Raw genomic sequence first — 24,156 nt, forward strand, 5'->3', positions numbered from 1 at the left:
TGTTGATTCAGATCGACGACGGCGCGGCTCGATAGCAGCACGCGCACGTCGGTTGTGCCGATGACAACAAAGTCGTCGAGAACTTCGTTGCATCCGGCCTGGTCGAGTAGCGCGATAGCCGCTAGCGAGAGTTTCGTCGCCCTGTTTTCCGTGTCCTATGCCTCGCTATGCCGGAAAATTCCGCGGCCAGAGTTGTGACCGGAACCCACAAAAAATAACGCCCGCCAGGCTCTCCGAAGAGAGGCGTGGCGGGCGTGAGTTGCTGGTTAGCGCTTACGGGCGCGGCGAGATCGATGCCGATGCTTTGGCACAGATACCGTACTCCGCGAGCACGTCATCGGTGGACGCGCCATCGATTGCGGCGTGTTCGCTGGACAACGGCACATGCTGCACCAGATAGGCCCGGAATGGCACATCTTCGACCACGGAGTTCTCTTGGTCGTCAAAGTATTCGCTCACGCGGCTATCCCAATGGTTAGCGCCACGTATATCGATGTGACGCTCGGGGCGAACCGGGAATGCGTCGACGATCCTCTGAAGAGCCGTTTCGATGCCATTCGCCTCGGCCAGGGAGTCGACCTCGAACGTAGCGTTGCAATTGGCTCCCACGTACAAGGCGCTTTCCGACAAGCCCTCGATACGGCCAAGAGCGTCGTGGGCGAAGTTGCCGATTTCGTCACGATCGTAGCTTCCCGCATAGGCATGGCCTTGCGGATAGCAAATCACCCGCCTGTAGTCCCAACCTGCCCCAAAGTCATCAGGCAATTGAAACTTGAGCGACATACTGGCGAGCGACACCTTTCGTTCCGGTAGTTTCCCGTCAAATGAGACTACTGGCAATTCGGTAGTCGGGTCGATCCCGTGTTGGCAAACCGTACCCGTCCCGCATTCACCACCACCACAAACTTGCTGGCAGTAGCTTTCGATCGCGGGCTCATCCTCCGGCAGTTTCCCATGCGCTTCAATCTCGGGACCAGCTTCTCCCGAGATATTCAGCGCCTTCGCGGCGATCGGGGGCATTGCGAATTTCAACATGGTTTGCTCCTGAATGACAAATAGAGGCAAACCGATCCCTTTGGGGAACGGAGCCCCAGAGGGAAAGACAAGATGCCGGCAGGCGGCAACACGAAGCACGGACGAGGAGTCGACCGAGCAGGCTGGAAAACGGACCAGCTACCGATGGAAAGCGGTCCGAGTATAGCACTCGACTTCCTGATGGGAATTATCCGGATCGGGAATAAACTGCGGTCGTCCCGATCAGGGCGTGCCCGGCGGTCGAGTGTCTACCGTCACCGGGCTCTGCGCTGCGAAAGCGATCTGCGGTCCGCTCTCTCGCGTATGCGCTCGTCGATTTCGTCCTTCCAAAGTTCGTGCACGGCGTCCAATACCTCAGTCGCCTCCGGCTGATCGGTGGCGTCCTCATCAATTTCGACCTCTATCGATTCGATGGTTTCACCGTATTGCATCCACCTCGTGACATCGTACGAGTACTGAAAGAACATAGATACGACCGTCCCAAGCTGAAGGCTCAGGTAGTCGTATCCGTCTTCGATCACTACAGCCTTGGCGTCGCACGTGAGCAAACAGCCCTTCCGTGGCGACCCAACATAGATTCCAATCCGAAACACGCCACATCCGCAAATATTCTTGGTTTCCCTGTCCACCAAGATTAGGCGGACATCCTTGTATTGAATGACGGACGACAGACTCACATCGCATTCGACAACTGGCGACGTCACCTCCGCCCGACACACCTTCTCCACAATAGCGGCCACGCTTGCGCCGCGCGCAGCCCGAGTTCGCTCGACGAATTTCGCGATCAACGCGTTCGCGTCTAAGTCCCGCGGCAGGCTCTCGTAGCAGGCGAAGCATTCACCCTTCCCGTAATTATTCGAGCCGTAGTCGACACCTGGGGATTCGCGAGAGAAAAAGCGATCGTCGGCGGCAAAAGTCTGAAGCCGTGGCGTGCCATTCGGCACGTCAATCAGCCGCTTGGGACGCCTCAGAATCGAATGATTGTCCGCACGAAGCGTCCAGGCCGCCACGTCTTCGGCAAAGGGGGCTTCGTCGCCAAGAAGCTCCTGCAGCTTTTCGACTTGGTGCTCGTAGAGCTCATGCAACCGTTCAAAATCCTCTGCGTCAGGATCGAGTTGATTGAAAAGAGGCGTAGGCGTTGCAAACTCGTCGACAGAGCTCTGCAACTCATGCCAGTTCCGATACCCGAAGATCTCCGCTACCCATTCAAGCGCAGTAGCGTATTGGAGATTGGGGAAAGCGGCGGTGAGACTTTCCGCGACAAGCTTTGGTCGCTTCGTGTTGCGAAAGTAGGTACGCATGGACGGACTCCAGTAGGTTGAACGCCTGCGTTCCCACTTGGCCGGGCATTCTCTGGGGTCTGAGAAATCGGCGAAATTTTGCTGCACCGGGCCTGCTTGAGGCTTCACCATGACGTGGGAGGTAGGGACCGGTCTTCCCTATGCGGGACGAGTATATAGCACCTGACTTCGTGATGGGAATTTGAAGTTATTGTGCCTACTCCGGTTGGGTGAGCTGCAGTCGAGAAGCACCGACCTCTGGACGGCAGGCCAACCCAACAATCCTCCCTGCACCGTTTCTGGTTCGTGGTTCAACCTTCGTCCATCGACTCGGCTTTCACGGGTCCGGCGGTGATCGTTGCACGGGCCACGCGAACCACTTCGGCAGCGCTCAGTGGGTCCGACGCGAACCACGCGTTGCTTCCTGCCGCAGCGAAGATCTTGCGCACTGTGTCCTCGCTTGTCACCTCGGCTTGCGATGCCACCCGGGGCGTGGGCGAGAACAGCCAGCAGTTCCAGCCACGGCCTTCCGAGTGTGCGAACGCCTCACGCCCTTCCTTTTCGGATTCGTAGATGGCCAGACCTCGATCCGCATCGTCGAACATGAGCAACCACCGCGGATCGCGCCGATCGCCGGGCTGGCAGTAAGGGCCGACGCCCGTGTTCGCAGGATCGTCATGCCAGGCGAACATTTCGCGGCCGGTCACCACTGCCTGTTCCGCTACGGCGGTACCGGCAAAGAGCGGCACGATGGCCCTCGCCGCCGTCTGCGCGCACCGGAGGATGTCACCGCCGCGGCTCGCAGTTCGGATGGCGTTCTGCACCAGCGCTAGGACGGACGGCTCGTCCGCCCGAAGTTCGACGATGGCGCATTCCCGGAGCTCGAACGAATCGGGCGCCCGATCGATCACGACGCCCTCGCCGCCGGCGTTGGGCGTACAGAGGTATCGCGCCGCGTGGCCGGCGTGCTGCGCGGCCACCAGATCGGAAACATCGGGGTAGAGAAAAGCCCTGGCCTTGGACGAGAGCGTCTCGTCGGGCTCGGCTCCCGTAGGCACGGTCGAGGCAGAGGCGAGCGCATATCCCCGTTGCAGTCCATATTCGAAGGCTTTGCGCTCTGCTCTGGCGATGGGTGCACGCGCTTCGTCCGCGTCATCCGTTACGGAAATCTGCGGCTCTCCATGCGTCGCGATGCGCCACATGGTGTGTTCGAGATTCACGCGCGCATCGTTCAGCGTCGCCTCGGCAGAGGCTGCTGATTCGACGAAAAGCACTTCGCCTTCGAAGCCGTGATCGTGCGCATCGTTGATCGCTTTGTCGATCGTGGCTTGATCGTCCGTAATCCACGGCGTCCAGTCAAAACCGGGCACGCGGGTGCGAAAGCCGACCGGCACTGATCCCACTTTCACGTTGGCAGAGGCAAGCGCCGCTTCGATGCAGTTCCAGACGTCCTCGAACGTGTAGCTGTCGCCGGTGCGATATTGGCCGCAGGCCTTCGAAATGATTGCTTCGATTCGCGATTCAGGCAGTTGGGTCGTATTCATCGCGGGTCAATCCAGTTGAGTTGCGGCGGTTGTCTTGGCGGAAGGCGTCGTGACGCTTTCGTTCGAAGCGGCGTCAAGCGCATCCAGGCGGCGGCGCACTTCGGTTTTGAGCCTCACGATGGCCTGCCCTACGCTCAACCCGACGTGAAGATCCGTGCCTTCGTGCATGCCAAGCATCGGCTCGGCCCAGAACTCGCACGTCGTCAAACGGCCGACGTCCCGTCCGTCCAGGACGTGTCCGAGCAGTGCGCTGCGGAACGAGAAGCCCATTTCGAACGCTTCCCAGAGCGTAACCTTGCGCGCCGCACCAGCGGCTACCGGCAGCGCGGCCGCGCGATACAGGCGGATCGTTCGGTTGGGCGTCTCCAGACCGACGTCGAAGATGCTGTACAGCCCCGCGTCGAAGAGTCGGAGATTCTCGGCGCTCACGTAGATCGCCCGATTCTCCTCACCCCGCGCCGCCATCGTCTGGGCTCCCGACGCGCTACCGGCGGCCAGCTCACGAGCTTCTCGCTCGACCATTTCGCGCCGCGCGGCATCGAGCCCATGCAAGTAGTCGCAGATCTGCTGCAGGCTCGGCACGCCGCCACGTGCGTCAGCCGCACGTTGCACGGCATCCCACGCGTCTCGAGCCGCCTGTTCGTCGCTGATCTCGTCCGCGTGCGTGCAGCGCCACTCGGCGAACGTCAGGGCCACGCGCTCACCGTCGTGCGCCGGATCCGGAGCCGGGAAACTCGCGTCCGCGCCCTTCAACGCGTGATAGGCAGCGTCCGTGCGCTTTAGCGCGATCGAAGCCACGGCGCCGGTATCGATGATGCGCGTGCGCCCGGCCACCGTATCGAAGTGCTTGCCGGCGGCGTACCAGCGCAGCGCCGCCTCGGGCGTCCAGTCGTTCCGCTCGAGGTCACGTTGGATCTCGTCGGGAATCGCCGCCGAGCCGTCGAAGTCGGCGAGGCGAAGATTCGCCCAATGGGCGAGCCTGCGCGTGGGCTCGTCTTCCAGACGTCGCCCCATGGCGAGCCGGGTCAACTGCGTGCTGGTGACGCCGCTTTCGTTGGTGACCTGCTTCCACTGCACGTCTCGTTGCTCACGCACGGCGTTCAGCGCGACATAGAACCCCTTCGTGTCGAAAACCTGCGCGCCGCGGGCCGCCGGTGTGTTCGTCGACTGCGCCCAGCGCAGCGCCTCGCCGACCTGAACCGCGTTGAGCGGTTGCGACTCGCCCATGCCGAGCGCGAACCGGATGGCGCGGCCGATCGGGCTGCGGCGGTCCAGGTTGTGGTAAAGCACCCAAACCAGCGCGGCGCGGCCCCAATCGGTGAACTCCGGTTCGGTGACCGGTTCCACGAGCAGGCCGGCGCATCGCTCGAGCACGCCAACCTCCTCCGCACCAAGCGTGAGCGCTTCGTGGCTGTACGTTGCGTTCCGGATCCGAGCCACCAGCTCGCGCAGTGCCTGACCGTCGGCGCTCACCGTCTGTCCGCCGGCGTCGCGCATGGCCGCAGCGCAGGGGAGCGCGGCGAGAATCGCGTGGTACGTCGCCTGGATGGCGTTCGCGTCGCGCGCCTCACGAGCATTGCCGTATTCGATGACGCGCTGAGCGAGCTCGCTCAGCGAGATGGCCTCGTCGCGCTCGTCCGGAAGCTCCCGTATTAGCCTCTCGATGACATGCACACAAGCACGGGCGCCGCTCGCATCGCCCGCCCACTCGCGCGCTTCGTATTCGTTGACCCTGTCGAGACAGACGTGCAGCGCCTCCCCGAGGCCTTTCGCGTGCGCGTCGATTCGTGCGATCGCGACAGCCGCGGCGGCGGTGACCGGCCCAGCATACAGGGGCTCGGTGCTGACGCCCTCCGGAGCATCCAGCAACGTCGCCTGCTCCCAGTCTTTCGAGCCGCCTGCCACCTCGGGTGTGACGTAGCCGACCGCCTCGCCCGGGAACTGCAACGACGCCTGTTCCAGTGCCGTGATCGCCTGCTGGATAACCGCCTTGTTCCCGATCGGGACACCCGTCCAGTCGAGGTGCTTCAATGCCTGCGCAATGTCGGTCGCGTTCATTTCATCGATTGGTGTTGACCCGGACCATCCGGGGGTTCATAGACCACGATACCGGGGAAGCCCCTCAAATCAAGGCCTGCTCGCGCGCCACGGACGCGCCGGCGCCAACCGGAGAAGCTACCGCGCGCGCTCGATCGGCCGCGGCCTGCTGTTGCTGTGCCCGCGCGGCCGCAGCGATGATTTCGTGCGCGGCGCGGAAGTAGTCGCTCGGTGTGTCGAACGTGCGGAGCGCGATCGGCCCGTCCTCGTTCCAGTCGGTGTAGTGCTCGATCACAGCCCGCTGAAGCGCCTCCCATGCCGTGTGTTCTTCCCACTCGGGCTCGTAATAGCCGACAGACTCGCCGACCATCACCGTCCCCTTCCACGGCTGCCAGGGCTCGCTCATCACGATCCAGTTGCGCCCGTGCTTGGGCTGGTACTTGAATGAGCCGTGGTCCCGTCTGCCGTGAGGGACGCTCATCCGGTCCCAATGTTTGAAATCGTGTCCGCCGACATTGGTGAATGACTTGCACGAGTCATCCGCCCGGAACTGCTCGCGCTCATCGCCAAGTAGCTGCAGCAACGGCGCGGCGCGCTTCGACAGCTTCTTCAGGATGCGCAGGTTCAAGATTTGTCTCCCGATGCATGCACGTTGGCGGCGAGTGTCGCGCCTGGTGCAGTGTCAGACTGGTTCCCGTTTATGGGGAAGTGGCTACCATTCGTGCGGTTCGTTTGCTCACGCTGCTTCCCGACCGGATTTCCGTGCTCATCGCCGTCGAACCTTATCGTGACCGGCCCGTGACGCATGTCGCCCGTCATCCGGCCGTTGAGGGCGCGCTTCTCGGCAGCGGTAAGGTTGCGCCACTTGGCAATCCAGAACTCGCCCACCAGCAGACCGCGCGGCGCGGGGCCTTGCATCTCGCCAACGGAGATCCCGCGTTCGCGGCACCACTTCTCGGCGGCGTTGCTCGCCTCGAAATCGCCCGGCTGATCGAAAACGATGGTCACCATACAATCCTCTACGCATCATCCAGACTGCCGGCGTGCACCGCCGCGCGATCGCCGGACAGCGTCTCGCGACGGACCGATGAGGCGAACGCCAGCAAATCCGCATAGCTGATGCCGCTGATGTCGCCACCGCGAGCCTGGATGAACTTGTCCACCAGCGGGCGCACGGCCGATATCTCGGCCATGACGTCGTTGAACGGACGCTCCAGCGGACCCTCCGACGACAATGCCTTCCCCGCTTCCTGTTGGGAGCCGGAAGGGGCGGGAGCAACGAGCGCGTATTCGATGTCGCTGTCACCCTGCTTGTCGGCGCACCACGAAACTTCGTGGAGGCCTGCGAATTCGAATTCACCGGGCGGCAGATCGCCGACGTTCAGATATATGCGCTGCGGCGCATTCTTGATGTTCGTATCCATCGACCTCTTCTCAGTGAGCATTGCCGCAAGTGGCGGCGATTCCGCCACCCCGAGTTGGAAGCCCACGATACCCGTTGTGCCAGGCAAATCAAGGTGACCGCGCGAGCCGTACAGGTGGCCTGATTTACCGTGTTCGAATCTGCATCCAATATACTTCCTATCAGGAAATGACGTGCAAAGTGTACCTGCCGCTGGGCGTCGAAAAAACAAAAGCCCGCTGCTCCCAAGGGGGCGCAGCGGGCATGGTTTAAGGTTAGATGCTACCGGTTGGCCGAATCGTCAACTTTGCGGTCGAGAAGCCAGTCGTTGATTGGTTTCGACGATGAAGTCCGCCTCCTCTGCGGTCAGTCCATAGTCGCTCGGGACGGCAGAATCAGCCATACCAACGTCGAAGTACGGCTCGGTAATGAAGACGCCGTCGTGCGTGATGCCGACCTGGGGATAGCTGTTGTCCGTCATTTCGACTTCGAGCCGGCCGCGTAGCGAAACCGGAATACTGGCCGCCGGAAGATCCAGATCGTCAAGCGTCATTGGGTTTTGCATTTTGCTTCTCCAGTGTACGCAAGTGATTCCCCAATCTGGAACGCATCCCAGCGAAGTCGGGTGAGAATTTCCGCATTCGACTCCCGACTCACGCTCGGCTTGACATCGCTCGAACGGCTTGCGATCGGAGTGATTCCACCTGGATCGAACACAACGACACGGCCATGGATACGGCCGATGTTGTCCACACCCATCTCGCCCCAATCAAAGCCTTTCGTGCGTAGTACCTCACGCATCCGCAATGCATCCGCATCGGAAACGGATTCGGTATCCGCGCGTTCCGTGAGCTCATACCGGAGGTATCCAACGGTGCCGCTTGCCAGCGTCTGCAACACTTCCGGAATGTCCGGACGAATCGCAAGATCGCCCATGCCCAATCGCAGCACCTTGTCTTCGCCAGCCTTCAACGCGACCGACGACGCGCCGCCGCCCAGAGGTTCCAACGTCACGACTCCGATCTCGTGGATGCGGTTCACAAGCGCAGAAAAATCTCGCGAGTGAAGAATATCCTGAGCGATGGGATCGGGCCACTCATCTACATATGCCCCAAAATTCACTTTCCGGGTCGACGCAAGCAAGGCGTCTCGCAGGATCGTGCTGGGTGTCTCTGCTACCCGTTCGATCCGCTTAATGGCTCGCCCAGAAAGCTTCTGGACCGATCCGACGTAATTGTTCATAGACCTGCTCCTGAAAAATTGCGAAGCAGGCTCCCAACGGGAATCTGCCCCGCTGGGTTGGATGTGCATTGACGTGCGATTGAATCGCGGGATATCCCGCTGGCTGGCTGTCGGCCCAGCTACCGTCGAAGTGAGACTCCAATATACCCCAAGTTCCTACCAGGAATCTATCCGCGATTGACGGCGGGCTCGCCGCGAGGCGGTGCGACTATCGGTCGCTTTCAGCTTCGCGGAAGCTTTCGTGGCGACGCGCCAGGCCCATTGCCGAGGGCTGGTCCTCGGACCGATCCGGAATGGTCTTCAGGCGCTTTCCGTGATACTGCCAGTAGTCCGTGTTGGACAACGTCCTGGAGACATGGACGACGCACCGCTCGTCGACCGACATGAGGTTGAGATCGAAAAGGGTGTGGATGTCGGTGCGCAACAGCAGGCCGTTTCGGGTCGAGTAGTCCGTCATGAGCGAGTGCGACACGATGTGCGCGGCCTCGAGCAGTTCCACCACGCGGGCGCCGGTGACCGCGCAGCTCTTCCGGTACGCGTCGAGCAATTGCCTGCGGAACCGCTGCTGCCCGCGCCGCGTCTTGATCGCGCGATTCTGGACCTCGTCGTAAGTTGCGTCCTCGTCGTACTCGACGTCGCCGTCAGCGGCGCCGCCCGAATCCTCCGGTTCCACCTCTCTCACGACAAGGCAGTCACCCGTACGGCTATCGTAAGCGTGGACGTACCACTCCGCGACGTCGAGATGCCGTCGTGCGACCGACGAGGCACTCTTTCCCAGCTCGTCAACCCGGCGGCGATTGCCTTCGCAGAGGATGACACGCGCCGCCAGCCCCCTCCGGAACGACTCGTGAATTGCATCATCGAGGGCTTTGGCCCGCGCCGCCTGATCGTGCGCGCGCAGGCGCATTGAAGCGTCGGACGCATCGTCTCTCGCGATCACCAACAGGGCATCGAGCGTTTCCCGCACATTGCCGTCGAAGACGATCCGGCCGAGTGGATCGGTTGTCAGGTTCTCGTACCAGAAGCACATGGCAAACCCCTCGCTCACCGAGCCGAAGCACCATTCGTAGCAGAACCGCGGGTTGGACCTGTAATTTTCGACAGGGTCGCCATGCGAGGTGCGATGCCACTCCTCCACCGAAAAACCCGCATCCTGCAACAGGTCGTAGAGCAGCCCCTTGGTTTGCGGCTTCAGGCCTTCCAGGTCGGATGTCATCGCATCGGCGCGGCGGAAGGAGACATGCCGGCCAGTGAGGTCGAGACGGACCTGGCGCCAACCGGCGCCGCGCCACAGCCGGCCCGGATGACCGTCTTTCACTCCGGAATTTGACCAGTATGGTCTGAACCGGCTGGCGGTCTCAGGAAGGGAGAAGCCGAGGATCCGTTCGATCTCCTCGAAGGAGAGCGTGACCTCGTTCCCGTCCAGATTGCGGAGGTAGTCTGCGAGGGGGGCGTATTTGGACATTGTCTTGCTCGCACGTTGGAAGCGACGGGGACCGCGGTCGACGCCCAGACAGACTGCCCAGGCGGGTTCACGCATATCCCTGCAGGCGCAGAGCGTAGCACGACACGACCGGCGAGTTCCCTTCCCTGCAGGACCCGTCCAGCACCTTCAACGATTCACGAGCACCGCGCGTAGCGGTTCTTCGCGACGTCCGGCAGGGCGTCCCTTCCAACGATCGCTTCAGCGAGGTCAGCAGCCCTGTTCCAGCCAATCCCCAGCTGCCGCTGGATATGCGCCACGCACACCCCATCGAATGCGATGATCTGTCTTGCCTGTGATATCTCGTTCGCCGTCAGCGGTACGAGCGCTGCCCTTTCGAGAATGCCCATGTTTTCTGCCCTCCTCGCATCAATTGGCGCTCGCCGGCCGCCGGCGCCGCGCCCGCTACGACGCAAGACGGCGACCGGCCGGTAGCTGGACACTTCCGCGTGACGCGGTTTCCCGATCAGATGACGACGGTCGGCACGCCACGGGCCGCCGGCGGGATCCGGGCATGTTCCGTCATGGTGTATTCGGTCCCCCCGACAATCGTCATCTTCGTGATGCCGTAGGCCGCGCCGCCGACTTGCACATCGACGGTTTCCGCACCGCCCAGCACTCCGTCGAGATCGTTCACGAGGGTCGGTGCGCCAGCATCCGGCAGCGATCCGACAGCGTCATCGCCCTTGCTCCGACCGGAGACGGTATAACTGCCTGCCTTCACCTGGATCCAGATGGACGAGTACATACCAAAGATCAACTGATCGATTGGCGTCTGATTGACGAGATTAGCGAGAGCGGCGGCTTGAGGCATAGGTTCTCCTGGTGGTTTGGGGACTACAAAGCGACGACTGGTTACCGAAATTACGCGTTTCTGGTCGCCGAGGGGTTAGCCCGTATGCGGGTTTTGGGGTTGCATAGCTTCGGTAGCGGTCAGGTCCCCGTTCCTCGAAACTCGTCGGATTCGTCGTCTCGCAGCCAGCGCCGACCTTTACCCCAGACGTCCTCGGGCGGGATCTCACCCGCTCGCAAAACGAATTCCGCAGGATCGAAGCGCCGACACGACCGTATACCCGTCTGGATCAGATCGAACAGATCCATCGGCGCACCGATTGTGCGTAACGCACGGACCTTGTTCGTGTTCGAGTCAACCAGCATGACGAGCACGACATTGCTGTCCGGCCTTTCTTCTGCCCACGCCCGCATCACGTCGACGTGAGCCGCTATCGGCGCTGCCAGCGGCCAGACCCTGTCGTCGCCCGTAAGCAGCACGAGCATCAGCATGCCGACCGGCAGATCGGGCGTCTGCATCAGCGCGAGGCCATGAGGAATGCCCTGCACGCCGGCTATATCCTCGTCCGAGACATCCGGCAACTGGAGCACCATCGTCAGCACACCACTGACGATCGTCGCGGCCAGAGCCATTTCACCCGGGCCGGGCGATTCGAGCGGAGAGGCATCACCTACCGCGATTGTCATTGCGCGCACGTTCATATTTTCTCTTCCCCTCATCACGCTTCTTTCTAGCTATTCGTTCGCCAGCTTCAACAGGACGCTCGCGTGGCAGCAATCGTCCTCGTATGGCTGCGTGGGCTTCGGGCACCAGCACCCGAGATTCTTCCCGCGGAGTTCAGCACGTGCGGCCGCGACGAGCCGCTCATTCAGAGGCGCGAAGCCAAGGTACAGGCTCCAGGCGTGCCGACGATCCCGAACGATGCAACCCGGCAGAAACGGAGACTCTTTGCCGACGACGAACGGATTACCCCACTTCGTCGTGCGGTCCACCTTGACCGTATCCGGTGGCATGCGCCAGCCCTTCGTCCGCTTCAGTTGCACGCGCTCAGGCATACGATTCCCCTGGCCGTCAGTAGCCGAGCAGATCGCGAGCCGCGCGCATCGTCGCCGGAATCACGTCATGCTCGATGAAGGTCCTGCCGCTGGCGTCTACCGTAGTGGTCGCCACGGTCAGCGTGCCGTCGCCATTGAAAAGCGTCGGTTCAGGTCGATCATGCTCGTTGATCCATTCGATCAGGCGGGCGACGCGGACGGCTGTCTGGTAGGCGGCGTACCGCTCAATGTCGTCCGCGAGCCGGGCTTCCTGCACACAGCGTACGCAGTAGGCTCGCCCCAGCGAGATCGCATAGGCAAAGTCTCCGCCCAGCTTCTCGCGGGCTTCCGGTTCTGGCATGTCGTCAAGCCAGAAGATTCGGTCGTCTGAAATCATGTCAATCCTTCGGACGCCGCACTAAGTTCGGCACCCACACATCGAATTTCCCCGGCTACCTGCTCTCCAGCGCCGGCGCCGGCGCCGGCGCAGCCGGAGCCGACGCGTTCTCTTCGGGCCAGATTTCACCGCGGCACCAGTCGATCCTGCAGCACCGAAGATCACCCATCATTTTCTCGATCATCGCGCCGTAGAACTGCTCGACCGAATAGCGCGACTCGAGAGAGGACGGACCCATGAAGTCGATGGCGTGGTGACCCGTGATCGGCGCGAGGAGCAAATCTTCGGCCGCGTTGTGCCTGCCGGGCAACTCGAAGCGCGGTTCCATCAGCGCTTGCGTGTACGCGGTCAGAAGGACCTTCAGCACGTCGACGTAGCGCATCTCGGGGTGATAGACCGCACCGAGCACGTTGTCGCGAATCCCCTGCCACGTCGGGTCGCAGTTCTCGCGCTTGATGTAGCGGAACAGCGCCTTCAGCGTCTCGTTCATCGGGTTCCCCGCGCCGGCACGAATTTCGCAGCGAGCTTCTTAAGTACCCCCCAGAAGCCCTTGAGATCGTCGGTCGCGGAAGATGATGAGACCGGCCCGCAAAAAGCCCATTCCAAAGCGGTCAGAATCAGCGTGCCCAGTTTCACGATCGTCCAGAAGTTATCGGACTGGAGGATGAGCACGAACTGGCGCAGCAGGTCCTTGTCCGGATTAACGGATTGCAACCCGAGCAGGAACGCAATCCCGACGGTGTAGAAAAAATTCTTGATGATGGGCATGGTGACTCCGCTTTGATGAAAATACAGTTGGCTACCCGGTTCAGGCGCGCACGCCCGTAACGTTGATCCGGCCGGAGATCCGCCCGACCTTGTACTGCGCGACTATCGACGAGCCGCACACTACCTTTTCATAAAACGATCCAGTCACGTCGACCGAATCGCTGCCGATTCCGATATCGACGTCGAGCGTCCATCTGTCCGGATGGAAAATCGGCGTCGGCATTGAGGTCTTGGTCGCCGCGTTGTAGACGTAGATGTACTCGGTGTAGGCCGGCCGGAAGGCTTTATCCCTGACGGTCCCTTCCCTGCTGGCCACTGGCATGCCAAAGAAATCGAGCAGATGGTAGATGCCAGCCGCGCCGAGGCAGACCAGGATCACGACAAGCGCCAGCATCAAGAGAAAAAGGATGCTGCCGATGATAGTGCCGACCGGCCAGTCAATCAGGGCGTCACCAAAAGTGCTGATGATGTCTCTCACGAATCGCACCCGATCGTTCCTCGTTAGGTCGCCACGAAGTGCGGAGGCTCGATAAATTCGACATGCCGAAGCTCGCAGAGGCCAATAAAATCGGCCTTGCCGAACGCGTGGATGTACGAGATCCCTCGGGCGCACACCATGAACACTTCCTCTCCCCGATGCAGGGTGTATTGCGTGCGCGCGATGTCCCGAACGGTCCCGACACCAGGCATGTCGTAATCGACGATACAGATGATGCTGGCCTTGCTGGCTACCCCGGCGAGTCGCTCGTAATCTCTCGAGCCGGCATACCCGGCAAGCACAAATTCTGGCGGCTGTTGTTCAGTGAGCATCGAAGGTTTCCTTGGTCAGCCGCGGCTGCGATCCCGTCTGAATTCGCGCGGATTGTAGACAGCACGCTTCCAGTCCTGCTCGGCACGCGCACGCGCCTTTCGTCTTTTCCAGATAACGCACCCAGCGATAACGCAGAGAATGGCTGCGACCAGCGCGGCCGAAAATGAAGTCATCGTCTCTTCACCTGTGTCCTTGTCAGCGCACGTCTTCGACGTATCTCGGCGCAGACTCCGCTGGCTGGTACCTCCATGCCTCGACAACCGCAGACAATCGCTCTATCGCCAGATCCTTATTCCGATCGCACATGAGTTCGTAGATCGCGAGCATCTTCCCCAACCAATTGGCGTGTCCATGATTGCCACACGGTTGCGGGACAACCCTTGTCAGTTGGTCAGCCCGCTCACGAGACAACGTGTGCAGGCTCCATGCAAACTCGAGCATCTGCCCCAAGGACATCGTGTCGCGGTTGGAAATTTCGCCGCCCAGAGCTTTGACTTGACGGATTTCGTAGTCATACAGCGGAACCTCGTAGGCGCCGGCCCGGTCGGCCACCTGCCTTCGAAGTCTGGAGGCAATCGTGTCCAGCACGTGACCATCGTGGGTGTGGTGATAGTTCCGGTCGATGTCAGCGCGGATGGCCTCAAGGCTCGTTGAAACTGCCCCGGCGAGCGTGCAGTAGTCGGACATCAACTGCTTCAACTCCCCGACAACGCGTTCCGCCGCCTCGCGTTCTCTAAGCAGGCAGTTGGCCATAGACCGCTTGTCCGACCGGTACATTCGAACCGTAGCCACCAATGCAAGGCATAGCAGTGCAGTGGCGGCGATCGAAATCCAAAGGCAGTACGTCATTTTCATTGACCCCTGTGTCAGCCTGCAGAACCCACGACGTGCGGCGCCATCGCATCTCGCAGCCCTTCGCGATGCAGCGATGCGTCGCTCATCAGCGCGTCGTAGCCCGGAAGCCCTTCCGCATCGGAATACAGATCGACCGTGGTACTGAAGGGATGGGCTGCGCAGTGCCGGAAGCCGTAGAAGGCCACCATGACCGACGCGATGCCGAGGTTCGAGATCAGGACCGAGCTGCCGAACCAGTCCCAGGCCTTGAACCAGAGGTACAGCGCAACTTGCTTGCCATCGACGTCGCCAGTCGGATGCTCGACATAGACATCCTGATTGCCGATGTCGTAGTGATGGGTGATCCGGTAGATCTTGGCACCTTCGGCCTTCAGATCGCCCTCGACCTCCGCGGCCATCGCGTCGAAATGCTCGTGCTCCTCGCTCGACATCGCATCGCCGACCGCGCCGCCGCGATCGTGCAGTGCGTCCGCCTTCCCGTCGTTGTAGGCCATCAGCAGCATGCTCTCCAGTAACCCGAAATTGCGAAGAGTCCTGGGATCGTCCACCGACAACCGGGCGCTCACGGTGAATGTGTCCGCACCGATGATGGCGAAGGCCTTTTCCGCCAGGCCCAGCGTCAGCTCGCTGTGATCCGGCATCGCGGACTTGTCCGGAGCAACGCCCTCAGCTACGACCGCCCCGTCGATCTGCGCGGGTGCATCGAAAGCCCTCTCCAACATCATCCTTCTCCTATTCCAGCCCGGAAATCCCGGGCGATTTGATGCCGTCCTCGTAGAACGCCCGCGCGGCTCCCGAGTAGTAGTCGATCTTGCCGCACAGCCTGCATTTCACGCGGTGCAGGTCGATATCGTCCATGGTTGAGAGCTCAACGTGTTCGACGTCGACGACCTCGTTACCGTCCGGTTCGATCGACCGGTTCTCGACGGGCCGCTGCTCGGTGTGCGGGCACGTGTCCTGGTCTCGCGTCAACATCCTGCTCTCTCCCATCGGGCCGATCGTGTCTGCCCAACCAGCTCCTGCATCAGCGCATAGGTCTTCGGCGCCTGCTTGCCCGCTGCCGTCTCCTCGGCAAAGCGCGCCGCCAGCTCGTCCCATCTGGAAACGAGTCGCGACCATTCGGGGGAAACCTCGGCCATCTTCTGCAACTGGTCCTGCGCGCCGGTCGCCTCGAGGAACAACAGGCAGCGCCGCAGATCGTCCGGATCGTGGGGGTACTCAGTTCCGGCGTCCACCGGCACGCCGTAGATGGCCTTGCACATCGCGTTCGACGACTTGCCGCGCTCGCCCTTGCGCAGCCACATGGCGACAGCAATCAGACCGAGGTTCGTCGCGGCGAGGTAGTCAGCGTGGCGCTTCGCCGAAACCGGGAGATCGACCTGACGCAGCTCGTCGAGCGCGGTCGGCTCGCCGATGACGAACGTCGCGCCGATGAGGTCTGCAATATCCGTCGCCATCAGCGCCTTCTTGCTGAAACCGTGGGTCAGCATCGCGAATGAGGACAGCGGCACGGACCCATAGACGATCCGGCACCCGCAGATCGTCTTGATCGTGAATCCTTCATCGCCGACCCCATCGATCCCGCCCAACTGCATCCTGAATTCATCGCTCATCTCGGCACCCCTGCTGTCCTCTGTCCATCGGTCAGGCCCGGCAAAGCTTCACCGTACCGGAACGTCGCTGCGTTTCAAGGCTCCGGCGGCCCTCACTCCCTGCTCCGGTACCGAACGCGCCGCCACGGCCGGCCGCGTGCGATATCGGACAGGAGTACGTCGAGATCCTCTACCGACAGGTCGTCGAGCGTCCCGAAAAGCGCGGCGTCCCTGTACGGGTTGCCGTAGGTCACGCTGTTCACGTTCGGAGTCAGGAAATGCCACCGGATAAGAACTCGATCTCCGCGTTTCAGGCTCCAGAGAATCTGTTCCGGAAACGGCAGACCAAGGGCATACCAGTCCTTCTCGTCGATCAGCTTCTCGATATCGGGGCGGCGGATCTGTTCGCCGGCCGCGCGGCGCTCCTCTTCACACTTCTTGACGCCATCATTCCATGCGTCCTCAAGCTCTTCGGCATCGCGCAGCAGGGTCGGGATGGGCTCTCGAGCGTACAGGTAGCCTGCGCGTGCGGCGAGCCGGTTTGCTTCGGCCAGGTGGTGCTTGAACGCCGGCGAGCCGATCTCGCCCGCGACTACGCGCAGTCGCATCAGCGCGTACTCGCACCGCGCGTTCAGCGCCAGCGAGAACAAGCTCTCGTCCCCTTTCCGCTCGGGATTTTCCAGTGGCCGGGGCATGTCCTCTCCGGAGCGCGCGGCAGGCCGCGCTTACAGATCGACGCCAGTGTTTCCGTTGACCGCCTGGACAATCAGCCGAGCGAGAAGCAGCGCATCCGTTACGTCGGTGACGCCCACGTCCATGCTGACCGTGCCGAGCTCGGCACTCGGGAGCGACGGTGCTTCCGCGATATGGAACGTCACGGCGAAAACGTTGTTCTCGCCGTCCGACCAGTCGAATCCGAGCAGTTCGCAACTGCCGTACCGATACGGCATCATCGAGACTTTCCGTGGCCCGGAAGGCAAGCTGGCTTCGATTGCCTTGCGGATGTCCTCGACAAAACGCTTCGCCTCGGAACTAGGGACCGGATTGTTATCCGGGCCCGCTTCGATCAGAACCTCGCTCTGGACTTCCATGTTCATCCCCGCTTCGCGCGTTATGCGCCAAGATGGCAGGGTATGGAGAGCGCGACTGAACAGCAATCCCGAATGAGCGTCCATTCGGGCATGTTTCGCTCAATTGCCGAGATTGTCGCGTCCGTCATGTGCCCGTTGTTATGTCGGGGTCAAAGCAAGGTGCTGAGCTTGCTGTGGCAGGCAATTTCAGGTACAAAACCGGCAAGGGAGCTCCGACCCCGGCCGCCCACACTGGCAAATCTCCGTTGAGTAATCGGCTGACTAAGAGCAGACCGTAGTGCACTCGACAGTTCTTTTTTGCAACCCGGTTAAGTGGGCTCGCTGGATTGAGACGAAAAAGGAACTCTCATGCGCATGCACTTTCGCACGCTGACGCGTCCCAAGCATCTCGCGGAACGCCTTTCAGTCGTATTCCCCGCCTTGTCGCACATGCAGACACAGGAGTGGGCCTCGCAAATGCTCGGATACCGTAACTGGCACGAACTATCCAAATCCGTGGGTCCCACTGTCGAAGAGACACCTGACCACATCGTCTCTGTCGAATCGATGACGTCAGGTAACTGGTCTGAGGAAGACCGCGCCTTCTTCAAGCGCGGGTTGGATCAACGCGAAGTACTCGAGCGTCTCATCGGCGAGCCGATGCCCGGTATGGATACTCTGTTTCTCCATGTGGACCCTAACTATCCTGACGTGCGTTTCAAGAAGTTAGGGAAGACGGGAAAGGGAAGTCCTTGCTTCAGAGGCTTTGAGTATGACCTCTTCCAGTTTGAGGGGGAGACCCCTGGCGCCGGCGGCGGTTGCTGCCACGACGGTAGCATGATGGGTGATAGCATCGACATCTATCTGGGGTTGCCACTCGGTGTCGACGAGGACGAACTGATTTCCCGGCTTACCCAGCGAATGCGCACAGCCAAGGTTCCATTCCGCAGCTACGACGCTGACCTGCAGAACGCTTTGCGCGGAAGCCATTTCGGAATCACGCAATTCGAAATTGAGCCCTACGATGATTACGAGCCCGACAAGGAGATTTTCCTAGCGTCTCAGACAAGATCGTATCGATTCTTTCTGCTGGAAAACGAGTCGCCTATGGGAGCTGCGGTCCTCAAGATTTGGGCAATGGCTTCGTCTGACTCAAACGAAATCTGCGTCGAAGTTACTGTCGACGAAGCCTGGACCGCGTTCGAAACTCAGGAGGTTTTTGACGCTCTCGTCATGTCGCTGGCTGGCACCGTGTGCGAACCCCTTCGAAGGTTGATGTGGTTTCGCGTTGGCAACCCCGGTGTGAGTATCGAAGTCTTCTTCCTTTCTGACAGCGAGAGCCAATTGACGTGGGCGTTGGCGAGTGAGCTAGAAAATCTCGTCCCTGAGTCTCTGCTAGCCGACGGAGCCGAAATGTCAGAAGCTGGGTTGGCGGCCCTGAAGTTCAGCGGCACGATCGCACTTTGAGAAAATTCACAGATCACTCGGGGACGTTTCGTACGCGTCTCCGGAATCCGGGTGCGATCAGGCCGGCACTTTCGCATCGGCTTACACCGCAGGAGCGTCGCTGTCAGCGGCAGGTGCCCGCGCGACTCAATTTAGCCTTGTTGCAAGCGCTCATCACGGTGCTTTACTGCAGCATTACGGATCTGCGGACATTGGACACCGACGATCAGGCTGGTTCACCCCAGTCATAAAGCGAGGCAGAATTACAGTCCCATTGAGGTTCGCCGTCGACAGGAGGTTCCGCCTGCGCTCCACACTGGATAAACGTCCAGCATCCAGTTGATAGCGAACGTGGGGAGTTCCACACAAACGCTTTGCCGCCGTTAGCAACCGACGAACTCGCTGAGATCTACGGCCAGAATCCTGGGCCCGTCGTGCGTCTGTTACGGGAATCTCCAGCTTCTCGAGATATTCCGCCGATCGAAGCGATTCCTTTACCATCTCGTTGTTTTTGAACTGCTCTTTGAAACATCGTGACAACTGAAATCCAGAATCTCCAGGCACAACTGCGCGATCTGAATATACGTCTCGCAGACATCAAGAAGGATGAGAGGCAGGCCTATTTGGCAACCGTGCGAGAGCATGTTGCGCTATATGGCATCACGGAGGAGGAACTGCTGCGTGCGGCGGGCTTCCGGAAGGCGCGCAAGCAGCGGGCGCCAGCGCAATACTATGATCCGTCCACGGGAAAGTCGTGGTCCGGCCGTGGCCCACGCCCAAAATGGCTCGAGGGCAAGGCGCTTGACGACTACTTGGTCGACCGAGCCGCGAAGCCGTGGTGGCCCGGCGACGGTGCCTAGAACTTAGCGCGGGGATAGCCATCACCATTGACCCGGCAGGATATCAGGCGATTCCGAGAATTCAGACGGCATTTCTTCGTCTCGTCGTCCGCACGCACCTGCCGTTTTGGTGCCTGCGGAACGGGCTTGGCCGCCATCTCGTCTTTCGTCCCCTGTCCCTGTCCGTTTTGGATTTTCCAGTGGCTGGAGTCAGTCCTATCCCGAGCGCACGGCGCGAATGTCGCTCTCGTCCGCGTCTCGTCCATTATCATCGGGTGAACCCAACAGACCGGAGGTTGCCGTGTGCTATTCGGCTCAGATCGAGGCGGATTACCGGAAGTACGTGAGGGAGTTCGGTGCGGACATGGACATCGCCGAGTTCACTCGCCTGTTCTTTGAGCGCGTCCAGGGCAGCAAGGCATTGGTGCCGAAAGGTGTCGAGGACGCGTTCGCCCATCCGGCGACGGACGAGGAGCGCCAGGCAAAGACGTTCATCGACGAATTTCGTGCGCAGCAGGTGACGAAGCTCGAGCAGGCCATCTTCAAGCAGCGCGAGCGGCTGGCCAAGGCAGAGCGCGTGCTGCAGACCAAGGTGACCAAGGCCGCTACCGAAGACAAGCGCATCGCGACCAACAAGATTGACTGGTCGCTGCGCCAGCTCGAGGACCTTCGACGTACCACGCCGAAGGACCGCGATTCACGCATCTTCCCCAGCCACTACGCGCCGGTGATGGTGATGGAGAACGGCCGGCGCGTCATCAAGCCGATGCGGTATCTCTGCCGCATTGCGGGCAAGCCGGCCAATTACGATGTGCGCTTCCCGGGCACATATAACTCGAGGCTGGACAACCTAGAGGGCTTCTGGAAGCCGCTCTTTGGCCACACGCACGGCATCGTCATCGTCGACAAGTTCTTCGAGAACGTGAAGCGTCACAATCTCGAACACCGGGAGCTCGCCGAGGGCGAAGAGGAAGAAAACGTGGTGCTGGAGTTCGCACCGAACCCTCAGCACCGGATGCTTGTGGCCTGCCTGTGGTCGCACTGGGCGAACGGCAAAGATCCTGACCTACTCTCCTTCGCCGCCATCACCGACGAGCCCCCACCCGAGGTGGCGGCCGCCGGCCACAACCGCTGCATCATCCCGATCAAGCCCGAGAACGTCGACGCCTGGCTCAACCCTGATCCGGAGAACCTCGCGGCGCAGTACGCAATTCTTGAAGATCGCGACCGACCCTATTATGAGCACCGACTCGCCGCCTGACCCCCACCCGGGCATGGCATTCGATTCGGCCTACGCAGCGCGGGTAGAATCCGCTCAGGTGCGTGTGCGCCTGGCCTTTTCGACGGGACGATGATGACGGTAATAGTTCGGGAAGTGGTGGACGGCTGGCTGATCGCAATGAACGATGAGGTCGGCAAACGCGCGGCCCCGGGCGCGGTCTTTCGCATGGGGCGCATGTCGACGGATGGACGGTATCCAGTCGTTGAAACCCGCCAGCCTGGCTGGAGTTCAGGCGCTCGCTATTTCATGCCGTTCAAGGACGAGGCCGAGGTACGCGAGTTCTTGTTAGGCCTTGGCTTCACGGAACTGCCTCGCTGGACGCCGGGCACACCGCTACTCTCGCTCGACGGGCCGCGTTGACCGTCGCTTCAGCGATCGCGCCTGCCATCACCGGCACGACACGCTGCAGGTATTCGGGTATTCGACCATCGAGCCCGACCTTTTGGCATCGGCAGCGCTATATCGGAGGGCATCGTGACGGACTTACCTCAGCCAGATTTGCCTCAAGCCGACGGCGCCGACCCAGCGACGGTGTTCACCGCGGCGCTGGGCGTTCTGTTCAAGACACACCCGGACCCCGCACGTCTTCTTGCCGAGTGGGAGAAAATCGCCTCGCAGATGCCCCTCACGGTCCTGAAAAACGGCGCAACAAACGTTTCGCACGACGCGAACGTCGTCATCGCGCAAGGACTACTGCACATTGCACGCATGGCCGCTGACGGCGCCCAATCAGGCGGCGGCGCGTAACCGAATGGTCGGGCGGCACGCTCAGGCTTGCTGGCCGTCCGACTCCCCGTTTTCGCCCGACTGCGCCGACTCCCTCGAGTAGTGCTCGGTCATGTAGACGCTCGCTTCCTCGGTCGTCTCAAACGTCCGGAGAACCCGCATCTCGTCGTCCGGCCTCTGCGGCATTAGTACAAGGTGCGGCTTCACGTCGAGGTGCACAACCGGGCGCTCGCGGAATTTCAACCATTCCGCCAGCTTTTGAGCAGCGAGCGCGCAGGCCTTGTCGTGGTCCTCGGCAATGCCGTACGACGTTGAACGGTCCCACGCGCCCCCGTCCAGGCACCTGACTGCAATGCTACCGTCAGGTCGCGTCACGCCGAACGGATGATCCCACCAGGCGTCCAGTTCTTCCTTGGTCCGAGCATCGTTGGGCGTATCGTCGAAGTCGCGCGGGAGCTTCGGATCGAGAGGAATTCGGGCGGGCATGGACGCTCCTGAGACGGGTCGGAACGCCTATTGTGCCCGATCAGCGCGAGCAGCTATCCACAGATGGGTTTTCGCGCTTTGCCGGCCCCGTCGACGCGCCCTCGCGTCTCAGGCCGCCATACTTTCGGCCGGCGCCGCACACGGACTCGCGCCGCGCAGCGTGTAGACGCCGAGGGACTGCGTAACCACGATCGGAGACCTGGACAGCAAACCTCGAAGTGTCATCTCGTTCATTTCGCCCGTATCAATGAGATCTGCCGCAAGGGTTTCCCAGCTCAATGTGGGGCCATGCCGTTTAAACGCCGAATACAGCCGATATTCCTGCTCGGTCAGTTCGCTCTTTGGATCAAGGGGCGTGGCAGGACGGTATCGCCCTGGCGCTCCAGCGAGGAATCCGGCTCGCGCGAGGATCGCCGTGGTGACAAACCACGGTGGTGCCGGGTATTGCGTCGCGCAACGTTCTTCCCGGCTTAACCGTAGCTCCCGTATGCGTTCGACGGCGCCCATCGCAACATCGGCGACGATCGGCGCGTCGGCGACCGAGGAAACACGCCGGAGTGCGACGATCACGGGGTTATTGCGCAAAGATTCGCCGTACCAGAACCACTCAGGTTTTTTGCGCTCCCTGCGGTCGAGCCATTCAAATCCCTGCCCCTTCTGAATCACTTCCCGAATGGAACCGACAGCCTCGATGCTCCAGCCCAGCTCTATGGCGTAGCCCATGAGGACGCCGACGTGCGCTGCACCTACGGCCGTGATCATCGACTGGGCCATCTGCCGTACGATGGCCGTCCGTTCGTCTTCGACAGGCGCCACAGCCGAGTCATCGTACAGATGCGTTTCGAGAGACAGGAGCGGCTTTTCCAAGATGTCCATGGCGAAGCGCCAGGCGTCTTCTATAAGCAGCCCTTCGCCGAGCTGCGGGCGCAGAGCGGTTTCCAGATGCTCGGGAGTGCATGGAAGGTGCTGCTTTGCCGTGGCGTCGAGCTGATCGAAGGTCCCGGCAAATTCCGCTGGTAGTTCCGACGCCCGCTTGCGCATCGCGCCCAGGATCTGGCATGCACGGCTCTCGGTAATCCCGTATTCACTGGCGACGGTAGCAAGCGTACGCCCGCCGCCGTTCACGCCATAGCGAGCGGCGAACAGAGCCGCGTTGCGCTCCGCTGTTTTTGGCGTCGCCAGCGCGAGGATTCTCCCAGTCTCGAGGATGACCTGCGCCACCGTACAGTTGGCTGCTGCTGACCCCGCCTGCAGGGGCTGCGGCGACACCGACGGCGCCGCCGGTTCTTTGCCGATAAGCCAGCCGGGTTTAACCTGCAGCGCCTTCTCCCACGCGTAGATCTTGTCAGCACCGAGGGAATGCGGAACGCCGGCGTTCTCCCACTGCCTGAGCGTGACGTCCCGAACCTCAAGCCGCAACGCGAGATGATTGCGCGCGATGCCCAGCGTTTCCCGCCGCATCCGGGCGCGATCACCCGCAGTACGCAGACGGGTCTGCAAGGTGGCTTCTGGCGAAATCCGCGGCTCGTCGCCCTGTGTTGGCTGTTCCGGACTGAATACCCAGCCGGCGGATACCTTCAGCGCACGCTCCAGCCGTCGCACGTCAGTGCTGCCGGACATATAAGCCGGCACGCCCCTTCGCTCCCAGCGGGTGACAGACGACAGATGTATGCCACTGGACTCCGCCACCGATTTCCGGGATAAGCCCAAGGCTTCACGTCTTTTGCGGATTCTGTTCGCGATCCCGATTTCAGGCAGATTGAGCGACCCCGTTTCAGAAAAACTCATCATGTTCGCAACTCTCTTTCGTGCTCTCCTGCAGGCTGGATCGCCCGCTCCGCGCCGCCGCGACCATTGCCGCGCGACATCAATATTCCTTATTTACGGCGAAAGATAACGGTTCTTAAGGCAGGGGCAAAAACTCCATGCGGTATGGATATGCCTCGATCAGACGTTGTCGCCCGACAGTGGAAAACCCCCGGCGCATGCTGGTGCTGATGGCCGCTCGTGGCGTTCCGGCTGCCGCTGACACCG

The 24,156-nt window shown here is 61.3% G+C and carries 32 protein-coding genes; 5 read left to right on the plus strand and 27 right to left on the minus strand.

Features of this window, described 5'->3' with window-relative positions:
- Window positions 1-273: 273 nt before the first annotated feature.
- The 25 genes from ACN8ZM_RS39440 to ACN8ZM_RS39560 all read right to left on the minus strand — a co-directional run bounded on the left by ACN8ZM_RS39440 (window position 274) and on the right by ACN8ZM_RS39560 (window position 17,370).
- Window positions 274-1,035, minus strand: coding sequence for a hypothetical protein (locus tag ACN8ZM_RS39440; RefSeq protein ID WP_089454698.1), 762 nt, complete (start codon window positions 1,033-1,035; stop codon window positions 274-276).
- A 254-nt stretch (window positions 1,036-1,289) separates the two neighbouring features.
- A complete protein-coding gene (locus tag ACN8ZM_RS39445; RefSeq protein WP_089454699.1) occupies window positions 1,290-2,336 on the minus strand; it encodes a hypothetical protein in 1,047 nt (348 codons plus the stop codon).
- 290 nt (window positions 2,337-2,626) lie between these two features.
- Window positions 2,627-3,859: a hypothetical protein gene (locus ACN8ZM_RS39450; RefSeq protein ID WP_235996077.1), complete on the minus strand. Its 1,233-nt coding sequence runs from the start codon at window positions 3,857-3,859 to the stop codon at window positions 2,627-2,629.
- Between the two features lie 6 nt (window positions 3,860-3,865).
- Window positions 3,866-5,917 (minus strand): hypothetical protein, encoded by a 2,052-nt coding sequence (locus tag ACN8ZM_RS39455; RefSeq protein WP_089454700.1) that lies wholly within the window; start codon window positions 5,915-5,917, stop codon window positions 3,866-3,868.
- Between the two features lie 64 nt (window positions 5,918-5,981).
- Window positions 5,982-6,524: a hypothetical protein gene (locus ACN8ZM_RS39460; protein WP_089454701.1), complete on the minus strand. Its 543-nt coding sequence runs from the start codon at window positions 6,522-6,524 to the stop codon at window positions 5,982-5,984.
- Complete coding sequence (locus tag ACN8ZM_RS39465; RefSeq protein WP_175023356.1) at window positions 6,521-6,907, minus strand: hypothetical protein; 387 nt, start codon at window positions 6,905-6,907, stop codon at window positions 6,521-6,523. Before ACN8ZM_RS39465 ends, ACN8ZM_RS39460 begins: the two co-directional genes overlap by 4 nt.
- A gap of 8 nt (window positions 6,908-6,915) precedes the next feature.
- The gene (locus tag ACN8ZM_RS39470) at window positions 6,916-7,320 is read right to left on the minus strand and encodes a hypothetical protein (RefSeq protein ID WP_089454702.1); all 405 of its coding nucleotides are present in this window, start codon (window positions 7,318-7,320) and stop codon (window positions 6,916-6,918) included.
- A 279-nt stretch (window positions 7,321-7,599) separates the two neighbouring features.
- The gene (locus ACN8ZM_RS39475; protein WP_137962600.1) at window positions 7,600-7,863 is read right to left on the minus strand and encodes a hypothetical protein; all 264 of its coding nucleotides are present in this window, start codon (window positions 7,861-7,863) and stop codon (window positions 7,600-7,602) included.
- Complete coding sequence (locus ACN8ZM_RS39480; RefSeq protein WP_089454704.1) at window positions 7,848-8,540, minus strand: hypothetical protein; 693 nt, start codon at window positions 8,538-8,540, stop codon at window positions 7,848-7,850. The genes ACN8ZM_RS39475 and ACN8ZM_RS39480 overlap by 16 nt, the downstream gene beginning before the upstream one ends.
- Window positions 8,541-8,748: 208 nt before the next feature.
- The gene (locus ACN8ZM_RS39485; RefSeq protein ID WP_235996079.1) at window positions 8,749-10,005 is read right to left on the minus strand and encodes an HNH endonuclease; all 1,257 of its coding nucleotides are present in this window, start codon (window positions 10,003-10,005) and stop codon (window positions 8,749-8,751) included.
- 155 nt (window positions 10,006-10,160) lie between these two features.
- Entirely contained in the window at window positions 10,161-10,373 is a 213-nt protein-coding gene (locus ACN8ZM_RS39490) for a hypothetical protein (RefSeq protein WP_089454705.1), read from the minus strand.
- A 116-nt stretch (window positions 10,374-10,489) separates the two neighbouring features.
- A complete protein-coding gene (locus ACN8ZM_RS39495) occupies window positions 10,490-10,837 on the minus strand; it encodes a hypothetical protein (RefSeq protein WP_137962601.1) in 348 nt (115 codons plus the stop codon).
- Window positions 10,838-10,956: 119 nt separating this feature from the next.
- The gene (locus ACN8ZM_RS39500) at window positions 10,957-11,517 is read right to left on the minus strand and encodes a hypothetical protein (protein WP_137962602.1); all 561 of its coding nucleotides are present in this window, start codon (window positions 11,515-11,517) and stop codon (window positions 10,957-10,959) included.
- A gap of 33 nt (window positions 11,518-11,550) precedes the next feature.
- Window positions 11,551-11,871, minus strand: a complete 321-nt coding sequence (locus ACN8ZM_RS39505; RefSeq protein WP_089454708.1) for a DUF4326 domain-containing protein — start codon at window positions 11,869-11,871, stop codon at window positions 11,551-11,553.
- A 16-nt stretch (window positions 11,872-11,887) separates the two neighbouring features.
- Entirely contained in the window at window positions 11,888-12,247 is a 360-nt protein-coding gene (locus ACN8ZM_RS39510; protein ID WP_210771951.1) for a hypothetical protein, read from the minus strand.
- A gap of 55 nt (window positions 12,248-12,302) precedes the next feature.
- Window positions 12,303-12,737, minus strand: coding sequence for a hypothetical protein (locus ACN8ZM_RS39515; RefSeq protein ID WP_089454709.1), 435 nt, complete (start codon window positions 12,735-12,737; stop codon window positions 12,303-12,305).
- Entirely contained in the window at window positions 12,734-13,015 is a 282-nt protein-coding gene (locus ACN8ZM_RS39520; protein WP_089454710.1) for a hypothetical protein, read from the minus strand. Before ACN8ZM_RS39520 ends, ACN8ZM_RS39515 begins: the two co-directional genes overlap by 4 nt.
- Before the next feature lie 40 nt (window positions 13,016-13,055).
- On the minus strand, window positions 13,056-13,493 hold the full coding sequence (locus tag ACN8ZM_RS39525) for a hypothetical protein (protein WP_137962603.1): 438 nt from the start codon (window positions 13,491-13,493) through the stop codon (window positions 13,056-13,058).
- A 23-nt stretch (window positions 13,494-13,516) separates the two neighbouring features.
- On the minus strand, window positions 13,517-13,825 hold the full coding sequence (locus ACN8ZM_RS39530) for a hypothetical protein (protein ID WP_089454712.1): 309 nt from the start codon (window positions 13,823-13,825) through the stop codon (window positions 13,517-13,519).
- Window positions 13,826-14,021: 196 nt separating this feature from the next.
- Window positions 14,022-14,579 carry a hypothetical protein gene (locus ACN8ZM_RS39535; protein ID WP_235996081.1) on the minus strand — a complete coding sequence of 186 codons (558 nt, stop codon included), beginning with the start codon at window positions 14,577-14,579 and terminating at the stop codon, window positions 14,022-14,024.
- A gap of 113 nt (window positions 14,580-14,692) precedes the next feature.
- Window positions 14,693-15,403: a hypothetical protein gene (locus ACN8ZM_RS39540; RefSeq protein ID WP_137962604.1), complete on the minus strand. Its 711-nt coding sequence runs from the start codon at window positions 15,401-15,403 to the stop codon at window positions 14,693-14,695.
- Window positions 15,404-15,413: 10 nt separating this feature from the next.
- Window positions 15,414-15,656, minus strand: coding sequence for a hypothetical protein (locus ACN8ZM_RS39545; RefSeq protein WP_137962605.1), 243 nt, complete (start codon window positions 15,654-15,656; stop codon window positions 15,414-15,416).
- Entirely contained in the window at window positions 15,650-16,294 is a 645-nt protein-coding gene (locus ACN8ZM_RS39550; protein ID WP_137962606.1) for a hypothetical protein, read from the minus strand. The genes ACN8ZM_RS39545 and ACN8ZM_RS39550 overlap by 7 nt, the downstream gene beginning before the upstream one ends.
- 92 nt (window positions 16,295-16,386) lie before the next feature.
- Window positions 16,387-16,968 (minus strand): hypothetical protein, encoded by a 582-nt coding sequence (locus ACN8ZM_RS39555; RefSeq protein ID WP_089454717.1) that lies wholly within the window; start codon window positions 16,966-16,968, stop codon window positions 16,387-16,389.
- 30 nt (window positions 16,969-16,998) lie between these two features.
- Complete coding sequence (locus ACN8ZM_RS39560; protein WP_137962607.1) at window positions 16,999-17,370, minus strand: hypothetical protein; 372 nt, start codon at window positions 17,368-17,370, stop codon at window positions 16,999-17,001.
- Between the two features lie 342 nt (window positions 17,371-17,712).
- Here ACN8ZM_RS39560 and ACN8ZM_RS39565 point away from each other — a divergent pair, with 342 nt between their 5' ends.
- The 5 genes from ACN8ZM_RS39565 (at window position 17,713) to ACN8ZM_RS39585 (ending at window position 21,657) form a co-directional block, all read left to right on the plus strand.
- Entirely contained in the window at window positions 17,713-18,810 is a 1,098-nt protein-coding gene (locus ACN8ZM_RS39565) for a hypothetical protein (protein ID WP_089454719.1), read from the plus strand.
- Window positions 18,811-19,322: 512 nt separating this feature from the next.
- The gene (locus ACN8ZM_RS39570; protein ID WP_021159061.1) at window positions 19,323-19,649 is read left to right on the plus strand and encodes an H-NS family nucleoid-associated regulatory protein; all 327 of its coding nucleotides are present in this window, start codon (window positions 19,323-19,325) and stop codon (window positions 19,647-19,649) included.
- Window positions 19,650-19,929: 280 nt separating this feature from the next.
- Window positions 19,930-20,889: an SOS response-associated peptidase family protein gene (locus ACN8ZM_RS39575; protein ID WP_089454720.1), complete on the plus strand. Its 960-nt coding sequence runs from the start codon at window positions 19,930-19,932 to the stop codon at window positions 20,887-20,889.
- Window positions 20,890-20,979: 90 nt separating this feature from the next.
- A complete protein-coding gene (locus ACN8ZM_RS39580) occupies window positions 20,980-21,270 on the plus strand; it encodes a hypothetical protein (protein WP_046196959.1) in 291 nt (96 codons plus the stop codon).
- A 114-nt stretch (window positions 21,271-21,384) separates the two neighbouring features.
- Window positions 21,385-21,657: a hypothetical protein gene (locus ACN8ZM_RS39585; protein ID WP_089454721.1), complete on the plus strand. Its 273-nt coding sequence runs from the start codon at window positions 21,385-21,387 to the stop codon at window positions 21,655-21,657.
- Window positions 21,658-21,678: 21 nt separating this feature from the next.
- Here the strand turns inward: ACN8ZM_RS39585 and ACN8ZM_RS39590 are convergent, their stop codons facing one another.
- Window positions 21,679-22,122 carry a DNA-binding protein gene (locus ACN8ZM_RS39590; protein WP_175023357.1) on the minus strand — a complete coding sequence of 148 codons (444 nt, stop codon included), beginning with the start codon at window positions 22,120-22,122 and terminating at the stop codon, window positions 21,679-21,681.
- 108 nt (window positions 22,123-22,230) lie between these two features.
- A complete protein-coding gene (locus tag ACN8ZM_RS39595; RefSeq protein WP_089454722.1) occupies window positions 22,231-23,913 on the minus strand; it encodes a helix-turn-helix domain-containing protein in 1,683 nt (560 codons plus the stop codon).
- Window positions 23,914-24,156: the final 243 nt, after the last annotated feature.

The organism is Burkholderia aenigmatica (assembly GCF_048627025.1).
Classification (GTDB): Bacteria; Pseudomonadota; Gammaproteobacteria; order Burkholderiales; family Burkholderiaceae; genus Burkholderia; species Burkholderia aenigmatica.